This is a genomic window from Nonomuraea dietziae (assembly GCF_014195505.1).
GTDB lineage: Bacteria > Actinomycetota > Actinomycetes > Streptosporangiales > Streptosporangiaceae > Nonomuraea > Nonomuraea roseola.
In genome coordinates, this window is the sequence record NZ_JACIBV010000001.1 from 2,372,091 (window position 1) to 2,392,887 (window position 20,797).

The 20,797-nt window shown below is 71.2% G+C and carries 23 protein-coding genes; 8 read left to right on the plus strand and 15 right to left on the minus strand.

Translation table 11 applies throughout. The features are described from left to right. The first annotated feature begins 7 nt into the window (after positions 1 to 7). Positions 8 to 3,706: an ATP-binding protein gene (locus FHR33_RS11425; protein ID WP_183645933.1), complete on the plus strand. Its 3,699-nt coding sequence runs from the start codon at positions 8 to 10 to the stop codon at positions 3,704 to 3,706. A 796-nt stretch (positions 3,707 to 4,502) separates the two neighbouring features. Here FHR33_RS11425 and FHR33_RS11430 read toward each other — a convergent pair. Next, positions 4,503 to 4,814 (minus strand): winged helix-turn-helix transcriptional regulator, encoded by a 312-nt coding sequence (locus FHR33_RS11430; protein ID WP_312895470.1) that lies wholly within the window; start codon positions 4,812 to 4,814, stop codon positions 4,503 to 4,505. A gap of 86 nt (positions 4,815 to 4,900) precedes the next feature. Between FHR33_RS11430 and FHR33_RS50095 the strand changes: the two genes are divergently transcribed. After that, the gene (locus tag FHR33_RS50095; protein WP_246451771.1) at positions 4,901 to 5,278 is read left to right on the plus strand and encodes an NAD(P)-binding domain-containing protein; all 378 of its coding nucleotides are present in this window, start codon (positions 4,901 to 4,903) and stop codon (positions 5,276 to 5,278) included. Continuing rightward, positions 5,275 to 5,787, plus strand: coding sequence for an imine reductase family protein (locus FHR33_RS50100; protein ID WP_246451772.1), 513 nt, complete (start codon positions 5,275 to 5,277; stop codon positions 5,785 to 5,787). Before FHR33_RS50095 ends, FHR33_RS50100 begins: the two co-directional genes overlap by 4 nt. A gap of 148 nt (positions 5,788 to 5,935) precedes the next feature. On the opposite strand, the gene FHR33_RS11440 is transcribed toward FHR33_RS50100, so the two are convergent. Beyond that, complete coding sequence (locus tag FHR33_RS11440) at positions 5,936 to 6,271, minus strand: winged helix-turn-helix transcriptional regulator (protein ID WP_183645937.1); 336 nt, start codon at positions 6,269 to 6,271, stop codon at positions 5,936 to 5,938. A 167-nt stretch (positions 6,272 to 6,438) separates the two neighbouring features. On the opposite strand from FHR33_RS11440, the gene FHR33_RS11445 reads away from it, so the two are divergent. Beyond that, complete coding sequence (locus FHR33_RS11445; protein WP_183645939.1) at positions 6,439 to 7,329, plus strand: NAD(P)-dependent oxidoreductase; 891 nt, start codon at positions 6,439 to 6,441, stop codon at positions 7,327 to 7,329. Between the two features lie 316 nt (positions 7,330 to 7,645). On the opposite strand, the gene FHR33_RS11450 is transcribed toward FHR33_RS11445, so the two are convergent. The 10 genes from FHR33_RS11450 to FHR33_RS11495 all read right to left on the minus strand — a co-directional run bounded on the left by FHR33_RS11450 (position 7,646) and on the right by FHR33_RS11495 (position 15,428). Beyond that, positions 7,646 to 8,494: an ABC transporter permease gene (locus tag FHR33_RS11450; RefSeq protein ID WP_183645941.1), complete on the minus strand. Its 849-nt coding sequence runs from the start codon at positions 8,492 to 8,494 to the stop codon at positions 7,646 to 7,648. Further along, the gene (locus FHR33_RS11455; RefSeq protein ID WP_183645942.1) at positions 8,491 to 9,465 is read right to left on the minus strand and encodes an efflux ABC transporter ATPase subunit, DrrA-related; all 975 of its coding nucleotides are present in this window, start codon (positions 9,463 to 9,465) and stop codon (positions 8,491 to 8,493) included. Before FHR33_RS11455 ends, FHR33_RS11450 begins: the two co-directional genes overlap by 4 nt. Before the next feature lie 25 nt (positions 9,466 to 9,490). Next, entirely contained in the window at positions 9,491 to 10,066 is a 576-nt protein-coding gene (locus FHR33_RS11460; protein WP_183645944.1) for an NADPH-dependent FMN reductase, read from the minus strand. A gap of 49 nt (positions 10,067 to 10,115) precedes the next feature. Continuing rightward, positions 10,116 to 10,880, minus strand: a complete 765-nt coding sequence (locus FHR33_RS11465; protein ID WP_183645946.1) for an SGNH/GDSL hydrolase family protein — start codon at positions 10,878 to 10,880, stop codon at positions 10,116 to 10,118. Then, positions 10,877 to 11,305 carry a type II 3-dehydroquinate dehydratase gene (aroQ, locus tag FHR33_RS11470; RefSeq protein WP_183645948.1) on the minus strand — a complete coding sequence of 143 codons (429 nt, stop codon included), beginning with the start codon at positions 11,303 to 11,305 and terminating at the stop codon, positions 10,877 to 10,879. Before aroQ ends, FHR33_RS11465 begins: the two co-directional genes overlap by 4 nt. Beyond that, positions 11,302 to 12,372 (minus strand): 3-dehydroquinate synthase, encoded by a 1,071-nt coding sequence (gene aroB, locus FHR33_RS11475; protein WP_183645949.1) that lies wholly within the window; start codon positions 12,370 to 12,372, stop codon positions 11,302 to 11,304. Before aroB ends, aroQ begins: the two co-directional genes overlap by 4 nt. Then, on the minus strand, positions 12,369 to 12,869 hold the full coding sequence (locus FHR33_RS11480) for a shikimate kinase (protein WP_183645951.1): 501 nt from the start codon (positions 12,867 to 12,869) through the stop codon (positions 12,369 to 12,371). The genes aroB and FHR33_RS11480 overlap by 4 nt, the downstream gene beginning before the upstream one ends. Beyond that, complete coding sequence (gene aroC, locus FHR33_RS11485; protein WP_221241057.1) at positions 12,866 to 14,047, minus strand: chorismate synthase; 1,182 nt, start codon at positions 14,045 to 14,047, stop codon at positions 12,866 to 12,868. The genes FHR33_RS11480 and aroC overlap by 4 nt, the downstream gene beginning before the upstream one ends. A gap of 43 nt (positions 14,048 to 14,090) precedes the next feature. Beyond that, on the minus strand, positions 14,091 to 14,723 hold the full coding sequence (locus tag FHR33_RS11490) for a prepilin peptidase (protein ID WP_183645953.1): 633 nt from the start codon (positions 14,721 to 14,723) through the stop codon (positions 14,091 to 14,093). A 159-nt stretch (positions 14,724 to 14,882) separates the two neighbouring features. Then, positions 14,883 to 15,428, minus strand: a complete 546-nt coding sequence (locus tag FHR33_RS11495) for an SseB family protein (RefSeq protein ID WP_183645956.1) — start codon at positions 15,426 to 15,428, stop codon at positions 14,883 to 14,885. Between the two features lie 176 nt (positions 15,429 to 15,604). On the opposite strand from FHR33_RS11495, the gene FHR33_RS11500 reads away from it, so the two are divergent. The 3 genes from FHR33_RS11500 to FHR33_RS11510 all read left to right on the plus strand — a co-directional run bounded on the left by FHR33_RS11500 (position 15,605) and on the right by FHR33_RS11510 (position 17,352). Continuing rightward, on the plus strand, positions 15,605 to 16,030 hold the full coding sequence (locus FHR33_RS11500; RefSeq protein WP_183645957.1) for a LysR substrate-binding domain-containing protein: 426 nt from the start codon (positions 15,605 to 15,607) through the stop codon (positions 16,028 to 16,030). Between the two features lie 65 nt (positions 16,031 to 16,095). After that, positions 16,096 to 16,932 (plus strand): NAD(+)/NADH kinase, encoded by an 837-nt coding sequence (locus tag FHR33_RS11505; RefSeq protein ID WP_312895472.1) that lies wholly within the window; start codon positions 16,096 to 16,098, stop codon positions 16,930 to 16,932. A 3-nt stretch (positions 16,933 to 16,935) separates the two neighbouring features. Beyond that, positions 16,936 to 17,352: an RpiB/LacA/LacB family sugar-phosphate isomerase gene (locus FHR33_RS11510; RefSeq protein ID WP_183645961.1), complete on the plus strand. Its 417-nt coding sequence runs from the start codon at positions 16,936 to 16,938 to the stop codon at positions 17,350 to 17,352. 100 nt (positions 17,353 to 17,452) lie between these two features. Here FHR33_RS11510 and bar read toward each other — a convergent pair whose 3' ends face one another. Both bar and FHR33_RS11520 read right to left on the minus strand, forming a co-directional pair. Next, positions 17,453 to 18,544, minus strand: coding sequence for a barbiturase (bar, locus tag FHR33_RS11515; RefSeq protein WP_183645963.1), 1,092 nt, complete (start codon positions 18,542 to 18,544; stop codon positions 17,453 to 17,455). Further along, positions 18,545 to 19,444: a carbamate kinase gene (locus FHR33_RS11520; RefSeq protein ID WP_312895473.1), complete on the minus strand. Its 900-nt coding sequence runs from the start codon at positions 19,442 to 19,444 to the stop codon at positions 18,545 to 18,547. 119 nt (positions 19,445 to 19,563) lie between these two features. Between FHR33_RS11520 and FHR33_RS11525 the strand changes: the two genes are divergently transcribed. Then, positions 19,564 to 20,208 (plus strand): alpha/beta fold hydrolase, encoded by a 645-nt coding sequence (locus tag FHR33_RS11525; RefSeq protein WP_221241059.1) that lies wholly within the window; start codon positions 19,564 to 19,566, stop codon positions 20,206 to 20,208. A gap of 1 nt (position 20,209) precedes the next feature. On the opposite strand, the gene FHR33_RS11530 is transcribed toward FHR33_RS11525, so the two are convergent. Beyond that, positions 20,210 to 20,761: a TetR/AcrR family transcriptional regulator gene (locus FHR33_RS11530; protein WP_312895474.1), complete on the minus strand. Its 552-nt coding sequence runs from the start codon at positions 20,759 to 20,761 to the stop codon at positions 20,210 to 20,212. Positions 20,762 to 20,797 lie beyond the last annotated feature (36 nt).

Here is a 20,797-nt window from a genome sequence, read left to right on the forward strand (position 1 = left end):
GAGCAGGATGCGAACTCACGACGCGGGGCCGGAACTCATCGGCAGGGAGCACCCTGCCGAGCTGCTGCGCGCCGAGATCAGCAGGGTGACGGGCAGCCACGGCGGTCTGGTGCTCGTCACAGGTGAGGCGGGCATCGGCAAGACCACGCTCGTGACCAGCGCCGCCGAGCAGGCCAGACGGCAGGGCGCGCTCGTGCTGAGCGGCTCGTGCTGGCACTCCGACGCGGCCCCTGGCTACTGGCCGTGGGTGCAGGTCATCAGGGCGCTGCGGCGCAGCGGCGAGTGGCCCGCGATGGAGGAGGCGGCGGGCGGGAGCCTGTCCGCGCTGCTGGGCGACGGCGCGCGAGCGGAGGCGGCCGACGCCTTCGAGGTCTACGACGCGGTGACGACCGCGCTGGTGACGCTGTCGCAGTCGCGTCCTGTGGTCGTGGTCCTCGACGACCTCCACTGGGCCGACGGCGCGTCGCTGAAGCTGCTCGAGTTCGCCGCGCAGCACACCTGGTTCGAGCGGCTGCTGCTGATCGGCACCTATCGCGACGTGGAGGTCGAGCAGGGCGAGCATCCGCTGGGTCCGCTGCTGTCCCCCCTGGCCGCGCGGGCCACGGTGATCACGCTCACCGGCCTCGACCGCGCGCAGGTGGCCGCGCTGGTCACCCGCACGATCGGCCACCGGCCCGACGACGACGTGGTCCAGGAGATCCATCGCCGCACAGGGGGCAACCCGTTCTTCGTCGAGCAGACCGCCAGGCTGTGGCGCAGCGGCGGTTCGGTGGCGGCGATCCCTCCGGGTGTGCGCGACACCCTGTGGCGGCGGCTGTCGCTGCTGCCCGCTCCCGTGGTCAAACTGCTCACCGACGCGGCCGTGCTCGGGCGTGAGTTCCACCGCCAGGTGCTGGCCTCCGTCGCCGCCGAGCCCGCGGCCCAGGTCGACAGGCTCCTCGCCCAGGCCGCGGCGGCCCGGCTCGTCGGGTCGCAGGGCGGCGGGGTGTTCGCCTTCGCCCACGATCTGGTCCGCGAGACGCTCTACGACTCCCTCGACCAGGCCGAGCTGCGCGCACGGCACGCGGCCGCCGTCCATGCCCTGCGCGACCTGCCCGCCGCGATGCCGGGAGAGCTGGCCCGCCACGCCTATCTGGCGGGCGGCGACGTCGATCCCGATCTCGCGGCCGAGCTCCTGGTCGCCGCGGCCAGACAGGCCAACCAGCGGCTGGCCCTGGAGGAGTCGCGGCTCCACTGGCGCAGGGCGATGGAGCTCGCGGGCGCGGGCGACCCCAGACGGCTGGTCAAGATCGCCCTGGAGTTCGGCAGGCTCCTCCACCACGCGGGCGAGTCCGAGGAGTCGGCGCGGGCCTTCGACAGGGCTATCGCCGTCGTGCGTGAGCTCGACGACCCCGAGCTGCTGGCCAGAGTCGCACTCACCCTCTTCCAGACCTGCGGGGCCGAGGAGAGCGGCCGCGGCAGCGTCGCGCTCCTGCGCGAGGCCCACCGCAGCCTCGTCGGCGAACTGCCCACCGTCAACCCGTCGCCCGACCGGCTCGCGCAGGACCTCGCCCTGCGGGTGAGCGTTCTGGCCAGGAACAGCTCAGACGACGAGGCGCTGACCTTCGCCCTGTGGGCTGTGCACGACACCATCTGGGGTCCTGGCACGGCCAGGCAGCGGGTCGAGCTGACCGAGGAGCTGCGCGGGCTCGCCCGGCGCAGGGGCGACGTCGAGATGGAGCACTTCACCTCCGCGCTGCACTGGGTGGCGCTGCTCGAGCTCGGCGACCCTCGCTTCCACGACCAGTTCCGCCTCTACGTCGCGATGGGCAAGGCCAGCGACCAGCTCAACATCGGGCTGTCCACCTCGATCGACCAGAGCATCATCGACACCCTCACGGGCAACTTCGCCAGGGCCGAGTCGCTCACACGCGAGGTGTCGGAGCTGGGCCACGGCCATGGCCACGCCCACTTCGGCTACATGCTCGAACACCACCGGTGGGCCACGCTGCTGGCGCAGGGGCGCTTCTCCGAGCTGGAGGAGGTCCACGAGCGCCTGCGCGCGAGCCGCCATCCGTGTCCCGGGCTTCTCGAGGCGCTGTCGGAGTTCAGGCAGGGCGGGGGCGATCCCGCGCTGTTGCGTGCTGTGCCCGAGCCCGCCGACGACGGCGTGCGCCCCCTGTGGCTGCGGTTCCTTGCCGAGGCGGCGGCGTTCACCCGCGACCCCGACCTGTGCGCGCAGGCGCGCGAGGCTCTGGAACCTCATCTCGACGAGTGGGCCGTCTCGCTTTACGGCTGGGACGTCAGCGGGCCCGTCATCCTCTGGATGGGCGCCGTGGAGGCGGCCGAGGAACGGTGGGACGAGGCGATCGCCTCCCTCACCGCCGCCGCCCGCTCGGCCGACCTCCTGCGGGCGCGCCCGTGGTCGATGGAGGCGAGGCTGCGGCTGGGCGCGGCGCTGACAGCCCGTGGGGGGCCTGGCGACGCGGAGGCCGGCGAGCGCCTCTGGGCACAGGTGGCGGCCGACGCCGCCGACCTCGGTGTCCGCGACGTCCCCGACCGCCTTGATCGGGTACGGCAGGCGAACGCGAGGCGCGCCTCGGAGCAGGCGATCGAGCGTGACAGCGTGGGGCACGACGACCGTGCGGCGGACCGGCAGGCAGGCGGCACGGCCACAGGGCAGCCACGGGGCCCGTCCTGGGACCCACCCGGTGCCGCACGTCCCCCGAGCACGCCGGAGTCGTCGTCTCCGGTCGGCATGCCCGAGGGCTCGCCTGCCGCGGGCACCTCTTTCCCGGCTGGCCCGCCACCCGCTGACACGCCGTCGGGCTCCCCTTCCGCCACCGGCTCGTTCGCGACGGGACCACCTGCCGTTGACCCACCCGGAGGCTCGGGTAGCTCACGGGCTTCGGCGGGCTCGCCGGCTTCGGGCGCGGGCAGACCGGGCGCTTCAGAAGACTCGTCCGCACTGGATGCGGGCGGCTCGTCAGGCTCGAACCGCTCATCGGCTCTGGGTACGGAGGGCATGTCCACTTCGGGCACGGGCAGACCGGCAGGTTCAGGCGACGCGCCTGGTCTGAGTGCGGGCGGCTCGTCTGGTTCGGGCACGCCAGCAGGCTCAGGGGGCACGTTCGCTCCAGGTGCGGCGGGCTTGTCGGGTTCAGGTGGACAGGGGCTTGTGGGGAACGCGTTCAGGAGGGAGGGGGCCGTTTGGACGCTCTCCTTCGATGGGCGGACCGTGCACATGCCCGACGCCAAGGGCCTTCGCGACCTCCACACGCTGCTGAGCAGGCCAGGCGCGGAGCTGCCTGCCGTACAGCTGCTCGCTCCTGAAGGTGGCGACGTGGTGGTGGCCGCCCGGCGGATGGGCGGCGACCCCGTACTCGACGAAGAGGCCAAGGCCCGCTACCGCAGCCACCTGACCCGGCTGGACGAGGAGACCGAACGCGCCCTGGAGCTGGGCGACGATAGGCGGGCGGCGGAGCTCGACAGGGAGCGCGAGGCGCTGCTGTCGGAGCTGCGCCTGGCAGCGGGCCTCGGCGGGAGGGCACGCCGACTCGGCGACGAGGCGGAACGCGCCCGCAAGACGGTCACCGCACGCATCCGCGATGTGTTGCGCAAACTCGACAGCCTCCACCCCGCCCTCGCCGCGCACCTCCGCGCCACCGTCTCCACAGGCGCCACCTGCCGCTACGACCCCCGCCCGACCACCAACTGGCACCTCTAGCCTCGTAATCATCGATTTCACGAGGAAGCCGCTCAAACACCTGGAGGACCTGGACGACCAGGCCCTCCGAACGGTGTGCCTGGCGCTCCGGCCCACCGAACAGCGGCTCCGACGCTCCGACCCACCAAACGGTGCCTGGCGGTCCGGCCTCCGAGCGGTGTGCCTGTAGTCCAGATCCCTCGGGTGGTGGGGACTGGTGGTCGAGGCCCTCAGAACCGTGGGCTGGTAGGCCAGGCCCCCTCGGTGGTGGGACTGACACGTTATTGCGAATATGAGTAACGATCGCTGGGTTAGGAGGCCTGGACCGTGAGCTCGCAGCGCGGCCTGCATGGGTCATGACGCCTTCTTCCGGCGACTGCATGTCTGCGTGGCTGTGCGTACGTCGGCTGACGATCACGCGGGACAAGGCGAACGGGCCGCACCCTGGTGGCCGGTCGCGCCCTGGTGGCCGGGGCCGCGCGGCGGCAAGCGGCTCAAGGGGAAGTGGTCCGTCATAACGTCTGGTCCCGGCCGACCAGGTGGCTCACTCCTGGCTTCCGCAGAGTCTCAGGGTCATCGCCGCCGGACAAACCACGTTCCGTTCCTCTGGCACCGGAGAAACCACGTTCCGTTCCTCTGGCACCGGAGGAACCAGGTTCGATTCCTCGGGCAACCGTCGTCCTACCGGTACCCCGCGCTGCCTGCGGTAGCCACTTTTTTGTGGGTACTTGTCGACCGGGCCAGGAGGGCCTGAAGCTTGGTCGTGCGGGCCGGAAACGCCCTTGGATCCAGATAAGACGGGGAGGTTGGCGGTGTCTCAGGAGACCAGTTGGGACTCGGCCAGCTTCTCCAGACGGCGATGGCCCCAATCGGAAAGCGGTCCCAGCGCTTCGGAGAGCTCGCGACCGAACGCGGTCAGGGAGTACACGGTCTTCAGGGGCCGTACATCGTGTACCTCCCGGTGGATCAGTCCGTCGGTCTCCATCTCCCGCAGCGTCTGAGTCAGCACCTTCTCGGTGAGGCCCGGCAGGCGCCGGCGCAGCTCGCCCGGACGGTGCGGACCGGACTCCAAGGCCCACAGCAGAGTCGACTTCCACTTGCCGTCGATCACGGCGATCGCGGCGGTCACTCCGCAGACGTTCGGGTCCTGGGCACGGCTCCGCGTCATTTTCATCCCCATTCGTAACCGTTTTGCTTATTTTCGAGGAGTTAGGCATGACCTCGCACATTGAACAGTCTGCCGTCACCGTGCTCGGCCTGGGGCCGATGGGCCGGGCGCTGGCCAGAGCCTTTCTGGATGCCGGGCTGCGGACCACGGTCTGGAATCGGACGCCGGGCAAGGACCGGGAGCTGGTCGAGCGGGGCGCGGTCGGCGCCCGATCGCCCGAAGAGGCGGTCGCCGCGAGCAGGCTGACCGTGGTCTGCGTGGTGAACTACGACGCGGCGGACGCCGTCGTGCGGCGCGGTGCGGTGACCGACGCGCTCAAGGGGCGCACGGTCGTGAACCTGACGCCGACACCCCCGATCGAGCCCGGGACACCGCAGTCTGGGCGGCCGAGCACGGCATCGGGTACCTGGACGGTGCGATCATGACGCCGACCACGACCATCGGCACACCGGCCGGAGTCTTCCTCCACAGCGGCCCTGAGGCGCTGTACCGCGAGCACCGGCCAGTGCTGGACGCCCTGGGCGGCACCCACACCCACCTCGGTGAGGACGTCGGCCGGGCCGCTGCGTACGACATCGCCTTGCTCGACATCTTCTGGACCGCGATGGCTGGTTACGCGCACGCGTTGGCGGTGGCCAGAGCCGAGGGGGTCAGCGCACGGGAGCTGGCACCGTTCGCCAAGGGCATCGGCGCGATCCTTCCGCCGATCTTCGAACTGGGCGCGGACGATGTGGACAGCGGGCGGTTCTCCGGTGAGGACAACCCGATCACGTCGGCGGTGTCGTCCATGGCCCATATCGTCCACACCTCCGAGGCTCACGGCATCGACGCGAGCGTGATGCGTGCGGCTGAAGGCTTGGCTCGCCGCGCCATCGGGCGTGGCCACGGCACGGACGGGTTCCTCCGGATCACCGACATCATGAACCCCCGCTGAGAAGGCGTTCCTGCACCGTCCCTTCAGGGACGCGGCCCGGGCCGGCTCACTGCGGTCACGCCCTTTCAAGCGCTCGCTTCGCCCGCTTGGGCGGAGTGAGCGCTTGTGGGCGCGCCTTGGCTGGACCCCTTGCCGCAGCAGGCCGACGTCAGCCACGGGGAATGGCCTCGATGGTTCGCATGTGCTTCTCGCCCCAATCGCCCAGCGGTATGAGGGCGGTGTTGAGCGAGTGGCCGAACTCGGTCAGGGAGTACTCCACTTTCGGCGGGACCTGGTGGTGGACCTCGCGATGGACCAGACCGTAGGTCTCCATCTCTCGCAACTGCTGGATCAGCATCTTCTCGCTGATTCCTGGCACCGACCTCTTCAACTCCCCGAACCGCAGGGGTGCGTAGTGAAGCGCCCACAGGATCAGCGCTTTCCACTTGCCGCCCACGACGTCGACGGCGGCGTCGAGCCCGCACGTGTAACCCTGTTTCTTCAACACCGACTCCACACTTACGAAAGGACCAGTACCTGAGAAAATAGTAGGTACTTGAGGAAAGTCCAGTGGACGGCCAGCATCGAACGTGCCCCGAAGCCCCCCCGCATCCGGGACCGGGGCGTGCGCATATGGGCATCGGATGAACCGACCTTGGACTGGAGTAAGACATGGAAGACGCCAACCGCACACCGGTGACGGTCATCGGACTCGGCGCGATGGGAAGAGCGCTGGCGGGTGCGTTCCTGGACAACGGTCACCCCACGACCGTCTGGAACCGCTCGATCGGCAAGGCGGAGGAACTGGCCGTGCGGGGCGCGACCGTGGCCAACACCGTGGACGAGGCGATCGCCGCGAGTCCGGTCGTGGTGATCTGCGTGCTCGACTACGCCGTCGTGCACGAGATCCTCGGCCCGCTGTCCGGCTCGATCGCGGGCCGTACCTTGGTCAACCTCACCAACGGCACACCGAAGCAGGCGCGCGAGGCGGCCGAATGGGCCGCCGGGTACGGGGCGGATTATCTGGATGGCGGCATCATGGCCGTGCCCGTGATGATCGGGCGCCCCGAGGCGGTCATCCTCTACAGCGGATCGGCCGGTGCCTTCGGCGTCCACGAGCGCGCCCTTGGCGCGCTGGGCACGGCCACGTACCTGAACGCGGACGCCGGCCACGCCTCGCTGTACGACCTGGCGCTGCTGGCCGCCATGTACGGCATGTTCGGCGGCGTCTATCAGGCTGCCGCCATGGTCGGCTCGGAGAAGGTCCCCGCAGCGGAGTTCGCCCCGATGGTGGTCTCGTGGCTCAACGCCATGACCGCCGCCCTTCCCGCCGTAGCCGAGGCCATGGACGCCGGCGACGGCGCCGACGACGACGACTCGAACCTGCAGATGCAGGCGGTGAGCTTCGCCAACATCCTCAGTGCGAGCAGGGAACAAGGCATCAGCACCGCACTGCTGGAACCCATGCAGGCCCTGCTCGACCGGGCTGTCGCCGCACAGCGTGGAGGAGCCGGAACGCCGAGCCTGATCGCTATGCTGCGCACCGATCCTGTCCCGGCCTGACAGGCGACCTGCCGGGCCCGCTCGGATCTGGTGGTCTCCGCCCGGACGGTGGATCAGGCAGGAGGCGGGATCGAAGTCGCCGACCTCCAGGTGGACGAGCTTTTCACGGCGCAGCTGAATCGTGGCGCTGGCCAACCCGTACCCGAATCGAGGGGCACGGGCTTGGCGATACGAGGGTTCGGCCGTTCGTGCGAGTCGCCGATCCATGCGACTGGCCGGCAGACCAGATCCCTCGGGCGATGGAGCCGGCGGTCCGGATTCTCAGAACCGTCAGATTCTCCGGGCGGGGCCCGAGGGTTCGGGTCTCCGGGTGGGGCTACTTGCGGTTGTACAGGCGCATGGTCAGGGAGCCGAAGATCGCGATCAGGGCGACGCCCGCGATCAGGACCCAGCCGAGTTCGGCGACGTTCGGCTGGCCCGACATCAGCGAGCGGACCGAGGCCACCAGGTGGCTGATCGGGTTGATGTGCACCACGAAGACCTGCAGCCAGCCCGGCATCGTGCTCGGGTCGACGAAGACGTTGCTGAGGAAGGTCAGCGGGAACAGCACCATCATGCTCCACCCCATCACCGACTTCTCGCTGCGCAGGAGGAGGCCGAGCATGGTCCACAGCCAGGAGAAGGCGAAGGAGAAGCCGACCAGCACCGCGATGCCCGCCGCCGCCCCCGCGATGCCGCCCGCGGGACGGAAGCCGAGGATCAGTCCGACGATGAGGATCACGACCGAGGCCATCACGTAGCGGAGCATGTCGCCCAGCAGGTAGCCGACCATGGGCGAGGGCCGCCAGATCGGCAGCGTGCGGAAGCGGTCGAACACGCCCCGCTCGATGTCCTTGTTGACCTCGATGCCGGTGTACATGGTGATCATCACGACGCTCTGGACCATGATGCCGGGCAGGACGAACTGGAGGTACTGCCCAGGCGAGCCCGCCAGCGCCCCGCCGAACAGGAAGGTGAACATCAACGTCATCATGATCGGGAAAGCCGTGACGTCGAAGAGCTGTTCGGGGACGTGCTTGATCTTGAGCATCGCCCGCCAGCCGAAGGTGACCGACGCCGACAGCGCGCTCGGGCGCGGCGGGCGGGAGGAGGGGGCGAGAACGGTGCCGAGGGTCTCGGCCACCGGCACGTAGGCGGTGGTGGATGCTGAGGTGTCCGTGCTCATGCCGCGATCTCCTTCTCGGTTGCGGGGTGGTCGGTGAGGGCGAGGAAGACCTCGTCCAGGCTGGGCTGGCCGAGGGAGAAGTCGTCGACGACGATCCCCGCCCCTGCCAGCTCCGACAGGGCGAGGGCGGCCTGCTCGGCGGCGGCGGCGCCGTCGGCGGAGACACGGGCGGTCAGCGCGACGGGGTCGGCCTCCAGGTAGACGGGCGCGTCGAGCGCCTTGGCCAGCAGCCGCTCGGCCTCTGGCCGCTGACCGGCATCGCGCAGCCGTACGTGGACGGCGCCCGCGCCGACGGAGGACTTGAGCTCGCCAGGAGTTCCTTCGGCGATGACCTTGCCCCTGTCGATGACGGCGATGCGGCCCGCCAGACGGTCGGCCTCCTCGAGGTACTGGGTGGTCAGCAGCACCGTGGTGCCGTGGGCGACGACGATGCGGATGATGTCCCAGACCTGGTTGCGGCTGCGGGGGTCGAGCCCGGTGGTGGGCTCGTCGAGGAAGAGCAGGTCGGGGGTGTTGAGGATGCTGGCGGCGATGTCGATCCTGCGCCGCATGCCGCCGGAGTAGGTCTTGACCAGCCGTCCGCCCGCGGCGGTGAGGCCGAAGGCCTCCAGCAACTGGGCGGCCCGCTCCTTCGCGGCCGGCTTGCGGTGACCGAGCAGCCGCGAGAGCAGGACGAGGTTCTCCATGCCGGTGAGGTCCTCGTCGACCGAGGCGTACTGGCCGGTCAGGCTCACCCTGTTGCGCACGGCGTCGGCCTCGCGGGCGATGTCGTGGCCGAACACCCTGCCCTCGCCGCCGTCGGGGCGCAGGAGGGTGGCCAGCATCCTGACCGCGGTGGTCTTGCCCGCCCCGTTGGGGCCGAGCACGCCGTAGACCATGCCGGCGGGGACGGCCAGGTCGAGGCCGTCGACGGCGCGGGTGTCGCCGAAAGTTTTGATCAAACCTCTTGTCTCGATTGCCAGTTCTGTCATGAGATGTCTTCCTCTTCCTTGGTGGTCAGGAGGCGAAGGGCCGGGTGGCGCGGGCGGCGCGCAGCGCGAGGCCCCACCACAGGAGCTGGTCGAGCATGGTGGTCACGGCCAGCGAGCGTTCGTCGGTGTCGTACGGCGTGCCGCCGTCGTCCACTCCCCCGCCGAGCAGGTCGATGCCCACCCCGTCACGCACGGTGACGGTGTGCAGTCCGGCGAAGACCGTGCGCAGCTGCTCGATCGCGTAGAAGCCGTCGGAGCCCGAGCCGTAGGACACGAAGCCGACCGGTTTGGCCTGCCACTCGTCGTAGGCGAAGTCGATCGCCTGCTTGAGCGAGGCGGGAAAGCTGCGGTTGTACTCGGGAGTGACCACGGCGAAGGCCTCGGCCCCCGCGACGGCGCGGGAGAAGGCGCGCATCGCGGGTGTGGCCACGGCGGGGAAACAGCAGGGGAAGGCGTAGTCGGCCAGGTCGAGCACCGAGACCGCGAGATCGTCGCGCAGCTCGGCACGGGCGGCGAACCATCGGCCGATGCTCTCGCCGACCCTGCCCTCGCGTGTGCTGCCGATGATCACCGCTGTCCGCAGCGGGCCCTTGGGCGTCATCTCGCACCTCCTCTCACCAAGGAGGCGCTAGATCGTCGCTAGATCAGATCTAGCGGAGTTCCCACGGCCTGAGGTCGGGCCGCTTGGGGTCGAGCCCGTCGCCCGAGGAGGTGCCGCGCAGACGCCGGTTGACCCACGGCACCAGGAACTCCTTGACCCATCGGGCGTCCTCGCGCCGCTTCACCCTGGGGTCGACGGAGCGCGAGGGCCAGTCCTTGCGCCAGGTGTCGTCGCAGGGAACCTCCAGCACATCGAGCACGCGGGCGGCGACCAGGCGGTGCCCCTCCTCGTTCATGTGCAGGCGGTCGTCGCTCCACGCCCTCCAGTCGCGGATGGCCTGCATCGACCACTGGTCGACGACGCGGCAGCCGTACAGGTCGGCGATGGAGCGCAGGTGCAGGTAGAAGATGGCGAACTTGCCGCGCATGCGCCGCATGAGCGGCGTGTCGCGCGGGTCGACGCCGGTGAACAGCAGCACCTCGGCGCCGGTGGCCCGCAGCTGCCGGACGGCCCCGGCCAGCTTCTTGGCCATCTGGTCGGGATCGCTGCCCGGCCTGAGCAGGTCGTTGCCGCCCGCGCAGAAGCTGACCAGGTCGGGCTTCATCGCGACCGCCGTGGGGACCTGCTCGGCCACGATCTGGTCGATGAGCTTGCCACGCACGGCCAGGTTCGCGTACTGGAAGGAGGGCTCCTTGGTGGCCAGTACCTCGGCGACCCTGTCGGCCCAGCCGCGGAAGTGGCCGTCGACGCCGGGGTCGTTGAGTCCTTCGGTGAAGCTGTCGCCGAGGGCGACGAACGAACGGTAGTGCGTCATCTGATCAGGTCGGCCATCGCTCGCAGGGCAAGGACGTAGGACTGCAGGCCGAAGCCCGCGATCGTGCCCGTGGCCACGCCCGCGACGACGGAGGTGTGGCGGAACTCCTCGCGAGCGGCGGGGTTGGAGATGTGCACCTCGATCAGCGGCGCCGTCCGCATGGCGACGGCGTCGCGCACGGCGTAGGAGTAGTGGGTGAAGGCGGCGGGGTTGAGCACGACGGGGATGCGCCGGTCGGCGGCCTCGTGCAGCCAGGAGAGGAGTTCGCCCTCGAAGTCGCTCTGCCTGACCTCGACCTCGAGGCCCAGCTCCTTGCCTGTGGACACGCACAGCTCGACGAGGTCGGCGTAGGTGTCGGCCCCGTAGATCTCGGGCTCGCGAGTGCCCAGGCGCCCCAGGTTGGGCCCGTTCAGCACGTAGATCATCGCGCCACCTCGCGGTAGGCGGCCTCCAGCAGCTCCTCAGGCGGGTCCTCGAGGCGGCCGGGCTTGGCCAGGCCGTCGAGGACGACGAAGCGCTGCTTGGCGCCGCGGTTCTTCTTGTCGAGCCGCATGTGGTCGCGCAGCTCGGGCCAGGCGTCCTTGCGGTAGGAGGTGGGCAGGCCCACCGACGTCAGGATGGTGCGGGTGCGCTCGACCAGGTCGGCCCTGCCGGCCAGCTTCGACAGCTCGGCGGCGTAGACCATGCCGATCGCGACGGCCTCGCCGTGCCTGATCTGGTAGTGCTCGGCGCGCTCGATGGCGTGGGCGAGCGTGTGACCGTAGTTGAGGATCTCGCGCAGGCCCGCCTCACGCAGGTCGGCGCCGACCACGTCGGCCTTGACCTGGATCTTGCGCTCGATGAGCGCGCGGGTGTGCTCGCCCTCCGGCGTGGTGGCGGCGGCGGGGTCGTCCTCGACCAGCATGAGGATGGTCGGGTCGGCGATGAAGCCGCCCTTGATGATCTCGGCCAGCCCCGCGACGTAGTCGTCGCGGGGCATCGAGGGCAGTGTGGCCAGGTCGCAGAGCACGCCCGCCGGAGGCAGGAAGGTGCCGACGAGGTTCTTGCCCTCGGGGGTGTCGATGCCGTTCTTGCCGCCCACCGCGGCGTCGACCATCGCCAGCAGCGTGGTCGGCACCAGGACGACCTTGACGCCGCGCAGCCAGGTGCCTGCGACGAAGCCCGCCAGGTCGGTGGTCGCGCCGCCGCCCACGCCGACGACGGCGTCGGAGCGGCTGATGCCGTACCTGCCGAAGGCCGACCATAGCTGGGCGGCCACCTCGACGGACTTGGCCGCCTCGCCGTCGGGGACCGGCAGGGAGACGACGTCGTAGCCGGCCCCCTCCAGCGCCCCGCACACCGGGCGGGAGATCTCGGGCAGCGTGGCGGGATGGACGACGGCGACCGTGCGGACGCCCTCGCCCAGCAGGCCGGGCAGCTCGGCGAGCACGCCGGTGCCGATGACCACGTCGTAGGGGCTCTCGCCGCGTACCGTGATGCGGGTGGCGCTCATGCCGGCAGCCCCTTCACGATCTCCTCCACCAGTTCCTCGGGGTCGCGCTTGTCGGTGACCACTCTGAGGACAGCCAGGCGCTCGTAGATCGGGCGGCGCTCGTCCATGAGCTTCTTCAGCTGGCTGCGCGGGTTGAGCACCAGCAGCGGACGGGCCGAGCCGAGGCCGACCCGCTGGACGGCGTCGGCCAGGCCGACCTCGAGGTAGACCACGGGGTGGCCGCCGAGCAGCTCCTGGGTCTTCTCGTGCAGGATCGCGCCGCCGCCGAGGGACAGGACGCCGTCGTGCTCGGCCAGCGCCGCGCGGACCGCCTCGTGCTCCAGCTCGCGGAAGCGCTCCTCGCCGTCCTCGATGAAGATCTCGCTCACGGCCTTGCCCGCGACAGCCTCGACGTCGGAGTCGGTGTCGCGGAAGGTGAGGCCGAGCCGCTGCGCCAGCAGACGGCCCAGTGTCGTCTTGCCCGACCCTGGCGGACCGATGAGCACGACCTTGGTCATTTGATCACCATCGAGGAGAGGTATCCGGACAGGTTGCGGGCGACTTCCTCCACGGAGTCGCCGCCGAACTTCTCGAGGGCCGCGTCGGCCAGCACCAGGGCGACCATCGCCTCGGCGACGATGCCCGCCGCGGGGACGGCGCAGACGTCGGAGCGCTCGTGGTGGGCCTTGGCCGCCTCGCCGGTCTTGACATCGATCGTGGCCAGGGCCCTCGGGACGGTCGAGATCGGCTTCATCGCGACGCTGACGCGCAGCACCTCGCCGTTGGTCATGCCGCCCTCGACGCCGCCCGCGCGGTTGGTGACGCGCCTGACGCCGTCCTCGGTGGTGTACTCGATCTCGTCGTGCGCCCGCGAGCCGGGCCTGCGCGCGGTCTCGAAGCCGTCGCCGACCGCGACGCCCTTGATGGCCTGGATGCCCATGAGGGCGCCGGCCAGGCGGGAGTCGAGGCGGCGGTCCCAGTGGGTGTAGCTGCCGAGGCCGGGCGGCAGGCCGTAGGCCAGGACCTCGACGACGCCGCCGAGGGTGTCGCCGTCCTTGTGCGCCCTGTCGATCTCGGCCACCATCGCGGCGCTGCCCTCCGGGTCGGCGCAGCGGACGGGGTCGGCGTCGATCGCCTCGAGGTCGGCGGGGACGGGGAAGACGTTGCCCGGCGACTGCGCGGCGCCGATCGACACCACGTGGCTGAACAGCTCGACGCCGAGGGCCTGCCTGAGGAAGCGCTTGGCGACCTCGCCGAGCGCGACGCGAGCGGCGGTCTCGCGGGCGGAGGCCCTGTCGAGGACGGGCCTGGCGTCGTCGAAGCCGTACTTCTGCATGCCCGCCAGGTCGGCGTGGCCGGGGCGGGGGCGCGAGCGGGGCGCGTTGCGCGCCATGCCCTCGAGCTCGGCGGGGTCGACGGGGTCGGCCGCCATGACCTTCTCCCACTTGGGCCACTCGGTGTTGCCGACGCGGATGGCGACGGGGCTGCCCAGCGTGCGGCCGTGGCGCAGGCCACCGACGATGGAGACCTTGTCCTCCTCGAACTTCATCCGGGCGCCGCGGCCGTAGCCGAGGCGGCGACGGCGCAGCGCCTCGTCGATCGCGGCCGTGGTCACCTCCACCCCCGCGGGCAGGCCTTCCAGGATGGCGACGAGTTCGGGGCCGTGGGACTCTCCGGCGGTCAACCAACGCAACATGCTCACAAGTCTTCCATGCGCGGAGCGGTGAGATGGACACCGCTCACCAGGCGAGACAGAGCGCGCCTGCCAGCATGAAAGGGCCGAAGGGAAACTCCGCCGACCTGTCGGCCTTTCTCAGGACCAGGAGGGCGATGGCGTAGAGGGCGCCGAGCAGCTGTCCCGCCAGCGCAGCGGCGACCCAGGCGTTCCAGCCGACCGCGCCCGCGGCCATGCCGATCAGCCCGGCCAGCTTGACGTCGCCAAGACCCATGGCCGTCGGCCTGACGAACCACAGCACGCCGTACAGCAGCAGCAGCGCGGCGCCGCCCAGCAGCGCGTCGGCGAGGCGGCCCGTGGGGAGCAGCAGGAGGGCGAGGATCGGATAGGAGGGCAGCGTGAGGACGTCGGGCAACCGCTGGGTGCGCCAGTCGATCACGGCGAGGGCGCTCCCGACGGCCGCGGCGTACAGGAGCGCGGGCAGGTAGACCGGCTCCATCCGCCAGGCCAGCAGCGCGAACACGGCCGCGGTCGCCGCCTCGATCACCGGCTTGGCCAGGCGCACCCTGCCCGGCAGGCCGGCGAACGCCCGCCCGGCCTCGGCCCGGGGGTCGACGGGGTCGGGCTCGAACCCGTCGGCCAGCGCGCGCACCAGGACACCCACGACAAACCCCGCCAGCGCCGCCGCCCAGACCATCCCGCCATCCTCCCCGTGCTCCGGGGGCTCTGTCAGGGCTTTCCGTACGGCTCACGCACGGAACGGCCACCGCGGTCACCGGCGGGCGTGCCTCCATCACGCCGCTCCGGCGGCGCGGGCGACCCGCCGTGACGCCGGGCTCCTCGAGCGATCGGGTGGTCAGCGGCGGCGCGACCAGGGGAAGCGGCGCCGCCTCGGCTCGGTGCTCTCGGCGAATCGCGCCACGGTGACCGAGGGGCCGACCTGGTCGAGCGTGCCCGACTCCACCGCGGCCATCGCCTCGAGCACGCCGCCTTCGATGACGAAGGGCACCGGGCCCGCCACGTCCACCACCACGGCCGCCGCGCCCTCGTGCACGGCCGCCTGGCACACCTGCAGCGTGGTCGCCTGGATGGGCCGGGCGTCCTGACGCCATCGGGTGAGCGCCTCGACGCCGGTGAAGGCGATCACCGCCTGCCTGCCGTCCTTGCCGATGAGCTTGGGGAGAGCCATCTCGCTCTCCTTCTCCTGCCTGAGCCCGTGCTCGCCCACCTCGGACTCGGTCAGCAGCGCCACGACCGGCACCAGCAGCCTGGACGTGCTCAGCACCGACAGGACGGCGGTGGCGTCGGCCGTACCTGAGGAGAAGGCGGTCAGCGCGGCGGCGACGGCGTCGTCGGCGCTCCCGTCGTCACCTGGGACAAGGGGCTGCGGAATGCTCGGCACAACGTCCGAGACTACCGGGCCCTGCGGGCCGGTCCGCGACGTCCCGGTCCGGCCTCAGCCGGCCTCGGCCGGCCTCACGTCCCGGCGGGGGCCACCCACTCCACGAGCTGGACCACGACGCCGTTGGGGTCGGCGAGCTGCAGCAGCTTCTCCCCCACGGCTCCTGGCGCAGCTCCATGGTGATGTTGGCGCCCTCGCGAACGAGCCTGTCGAACTCCGCCGCGATGTCGGTCACCGTGAAGGCGACGATGACGCCCGCGGGCCGCTGGTGGCGCATCTACTTCGACTCGTTCGCGACCCGCCACCCCGGCTGCGACGTGCGCCACCGCCACCTCGACTTCGGCAACCCCTTCGGCCGGCTGCGCACGGGCGAGGCCGACCTGGCGATCGTGTGGCTGCCCGTCGAGGAGCGCGACCTGACCGTCGGCCCCGTCGTCTTCACCGAGCCCGTCGTGCTCGCCATGTCGGCGACCCACCCGCTGGCCGCCAGGGTGTCGGTCTCCCCCGCCCGCTGGGCTCTCGTCTGGCGCTCGGCCGCGGAGACCTGCCTCATCCGCGACTTCGCCGAGATCGTCCACGACCTGGGACCCCTGGCCCTCTGAGCGACGTCAGGTTCTCCCGTCTCAGTAGAGTGGTCGGTATGGGCATGATCGGTACCGTTGGGCTGGTGTTGCATCCTCGGCGTGACTCCGAGACAGCGATCGAGACGATCGTCTCGTGGGCCACCGCCAGAGGCGTCACGGTGCTGGGCCTGCCCGACGAGGTGGACCGCATCCACTGCAGCGCCGTCGCGGTGGAGCCCGAGGTGCTGTGCGAGCGCGCCGACCTGCTCGTCAGCCTCGGCGGCGACGGCACGATGCTGCGCACCATGCGGCTCATCGCGGGGCTCAAGACGCCCATCCTCGGCGTGAACCTGGGCAGGCTCGGCTTCCTCGCCGAGATCGACGTCGACGAGCTGCCCGAGGCGCTGTCGGCGATCGACGAGCACCGCTACACCGTGGAGCCGCGCATGGCGGTGCGCGCGGCGCTGGGCGACGGCCAGGAGGTGACCGCGTTCAACGACATCGCGCTGGTGCGGGTGCCGGGCGACGGCATCGCGGCGGTGTCGGTGGCCGTGCAGGGCCATCCGTTCGTGCGTTACGCGGCCGACGCGGTCATCATGGCGACCTCGACAGGGTCGACGGCCTACAGCTTCTCCGCGGGAGGCCCGATCGTCTCGCCGCTGGTCGAGGGGTTCCTGGTGGTGCCCGCCGCGGCGCACTCGTCGTTCAACAGGGCGGTCATGCTGTCGGCCGACGAGGAGGTCACGCTGGAGCTGCTGCCGACCAGCGGCACGCTGGCCGTCGAGGTGGACGGCGCGGTGATGGGCACGCTGGCCCCCGGCGACCGGCTGAACGTGACCGCCGTGCTGGGTGCCTCCTGGGTCGTACGGCTGGGCACGACGACCTTCTACGAGCGCGCCCGCCGCAAGCTGCGGGTCAACGGGAGCGCGGAGGTCGACTGAGCCATGCGGATCGCGGTGGCCGCCGACAGCCTCGACGGCGTGGCCGCGCGGATCGTCGGCGAGCTGCGCGAGCGAGGGCACGAGGTGGTGACGCACGGCGCGCTGAACGAGGCCGAGCGCGACGACTGGGCCTGGGCCTGCGAGGCGGCGGCGCGCGACGTGGCCGAGGGCAGGGCAGAGCAGGCGGTCGTGTGCTGCTGGACGGGCACGGGCGCCTCCATCGCGGCCAACAAGGTGCGGGGCGTGCGCGCCGCGCTGTGCGCCGACGGCGCGCGCAGGTGGAACGACGCGAACGTGCTGGCGCTGAGCCTGCGTGTGGTCTCCGAGCCGCTGCTGAAGGAGATCCTCGACGCGTGGTTCGCGGGTACGGCCAGCACGGACCCCGCCGACGTGGCCAACGTGGAGCACCTCGAGACCTGACGGCGCCCGGCCGCGGTCCCGCCGGGCGGCGTGCAGGACGGGCAGCCACCGATGAGCGCGGTGGCCGCGCCCGTGCGCGCCGTGACGGCCTGGCCTGAGGTCAGGACAGGTCGGCGATGGCGGCCACAGGACCACCGCCTGAGGGTCCCTGGTGGACGGCGGCCACGGAGACGAACACGGCGGGATCGCCCGTGACCGAGGCGGCCACGCCGCCGACGGTGGCCTTGATCTGACGGTGCCAGTGCACGTCGGAGTCGTCGAGCATGATGTTGCGCCGTCCCCGCACACGTCCCGAGGGGTCGGCCTCGCACTTCATGAAGACGTTGACCAGGCGTCCGCCGAGGTCGGTGTGGTGCGGACGCTCGGGAAGCTCCAGGCCCGAGTCGCGGATGGCCTCCCAGATGCCGTCGGCGTCGAGGGCGTCCTTCATGACGCTGTGCCCGATGCGGTAGCGCCCGCCGATGCCTCTGACGTTGCCGACGACGACGATCTGGGCGCGGTCCAGCTCGACGCCGCTGGAGCAGGAGGCGACGCTGCTGTAGAGCGACAGGTCGCGGTGGATCTGGTCGGCCGAGGGCATCTCGATCTCGCCGAGGGCGACGGCGACGCCGAGGGCGGTGGTGGAGTTCGACAGGTCCATGGAGGGGCCGGTCTCCTCGATGGCGGTGTCCTTGCCCCTGCTCTTGGCGTCGGTGATGGTGGCCAGGGTGAGCAGCGGGGTCTTGGTCTGCACGTAGTGGACGTCGCGCGGGTCGTCGATGCCGGCGACCTTCATCGCCTCTCGCACGCCCGCGGCGACCTTCTCCACCATGGCGGGGCGGCCGATGTCCTCGGGCAGGATCACCTCGCTCATGGCCACGCCGACCGAGATCCTGGGCTCGTCGGAGGCGGGGGCGTCGGCGGTGGTGGCGAAGATCGTGGCGTGCGGGCTCAGCACGCCGTCGGTGCCGCCCGACCACACCAGCGGCACGCTCTCGGGCGCGGGATGGCCCTTCCTGGCCAGCACCCCGCGGAAGGCGGTGTCGGCCAGGATGCGGGTGTAGTCGTTGACGCCGCCGTTGCCCTCGGTCTTGCCGACCACCGCGAGCACCCGGTGCGCCTCGATCACCCCGTCGTCGATGAGCTTCTCGAGCCCTGAGGCGTCGGTCACGCTCTCGATGGCGACCTTGCGCACTTCGATCGGTTCGGGCATCTATCTCTCCACTCTCGTTCCTGCGCCTGGATCGGCGATGTGCTCCAGCGAGGTGATCACGGCCCGCTCGCCGCCTGCCGCGACGAACCGCAGGACCGCCTCCACCTTCGGTCCCATGCTCCCCCCGGCGAAGTGCCCAGCGGCGTGCAGGACACGCAGCTCACCGGCGGAGATCTGACCGATCGGCCTCGGGTCCCGCCCGCCGTAGCCGACGACGGCCTGCGGCACGTCGGTCGCGATGACCAGGATCCGCGCCCCGACGGCCCGCGCCAGCACCGCCGCCGCGAGGTCCTTGTCGACGACCGCCTCCACGCCCGTCAGCGAGCCGTCCCGCTGCCGCACCACGGGAACCCCGCCGCCGCCCGCGGCCACCACCGTGAAGCCCGCGGCCATCAGCGCGGTCGCGGCGGGCGCGTCGAGGATCTCCAGCGGCTCAGGTGAGGCGACCACGCGCCGCCAGCCGCGTTCGAAGCGCCGCCAGCTCTGGCCGAGCTTTTCGAACCTGCGCGCCTCCGCCTCGGTGAAGTAGCGTCCGATCGGCTTGACCGGATCGGCGAAGGCGGGGTCGCCCGCGTCGACCAGCGTGCGGGTGACGACCGTGGCGGCGGGGCGGCCGAGCGCGTTGAGGATCAGCGTGCCGATCGTGGCCTGTGTCTGCGCGCCGCACCAGTCGAGCGGCACGGGCGGCACGACGGCGGCCGCGAGCTGGTTCTTCAGCAGCAGGTTGCCCACCTGCGGCCCGTTGCCGTGGGTGAGCACCACCTGGTGCCCGGCGTCTATCAGCGCCCTGACCTGCCGCATCGCCGCCTCGACCGCGTTCTGCTGAGCCTGCGGCGAGGCGCTGCCGTCAGGACCTGTCATGGCGTTGCCGCCCAGCGCGACGAGTACCCGTTCACCCACCCTCGCGACGCTACCCACGCTGGACAAGGCGTTCATTGGCAACCTTTGCCCATGATGTGAGGGGCGGCATGGCGGACGCCGTCCGCGGGTCATCTCGGGACAAAGGTAGCCTCACGGACGTGATTCGCACCGCACACGTCAACGGCGTCGACCTTTCCTACAGGGAGGAGGGCGACCCCGCGGCCCCCACGCTGGTCCTGCTGCACGGGCGCACCGCCGACCACAACAACTGGAACCCGTTCATCCGCCGCTTCGCCGAACGCTTCCACGTGATCGCGCCCGACCTGCGGGGACACGGCGCCAGCGAGCGCCCCGGCCGCTACGAACTGCCCGACATGGCCGAGGACGTCGTGGCCCTGCTCGGCGCGCTCGGCGTGGACCAGGCCATCCTGATCGGCCACTCCCTCGGCGGCGTGGTCGCCTACCACCTGGCCATGAACCACCCCGAGCGGGTCTCGCTGCTGGTGCTGGAGGACCCGCCCGCGCCGGTGCCGCACGAGCGGCCCGCGCTGGTGGACGACTCCCCCATGATGGTCGAGACCGAGCGTCAGATCGTCTCTCCCGACCCCGCGTGGGCCGAGGGGCTGAAGCGCGTCACGGCTCCCACGCTGGTGCTGGCAGGCGGACCCGCCAGCCATGTCATCGCCGAGCCGCTGGCCGACCTCATCCCCGGCGCGAAGCTGGTCACCATCGGCGTGGGGCACCTGATCCACGCCGACGCGCCCGAGGAGTTCTGGGCGGCCGTCGGGCGGTTCCTGGAATAGCTCAGCCGAGGCAGGCGCGGAAGACCCGCGTGAGACGGTCGACGACCGCCTCACGCCGCCACTCGCCGGCCGGGCCGAAGACCCTGCGCAACTGGGCGCTGCCCATGATGAGGGCGGTGGCGAGGGAGGCGCGCATCTCGGCGTCGTCGCCCGGCAGGCGCTCGCTCAGCGGCTCGAGTATCGCGGTGCGGATGCGCTCGCGGATGATCTCCTGGATCTCCGAGGTGGGCGTGGAACGCGCCAGGGTGGCCACCAGCACGCTGTCGCCCGGCGAGGTCAGCCGGTCGGCGACGTACTCGGCCAGCGCCCTCGGCAGGTCGCCGCCCGCCTCGTCGAACACGCCGGGGAAGCGGCCCTGTTCGGCGATCACCTCGGCGAACAGGTCACGCTTGCTGCCGAAGTAGCGGTTGATCAGCGAGAGGTTCGCCTCCGCCCTCGCCGCGATGAGGCGCATCGTCACCTGGTCGTAGCCGTGTTCGGCGAACAGCTCTCTGGCCGCCTCCATGATGCGCAGCCTGGTGGCGTGCCTGTCGCGCAGCCGTACCTCTTCCACACCTGGATCCTCCCACCTGGGAGCGCGTGCGGAGAC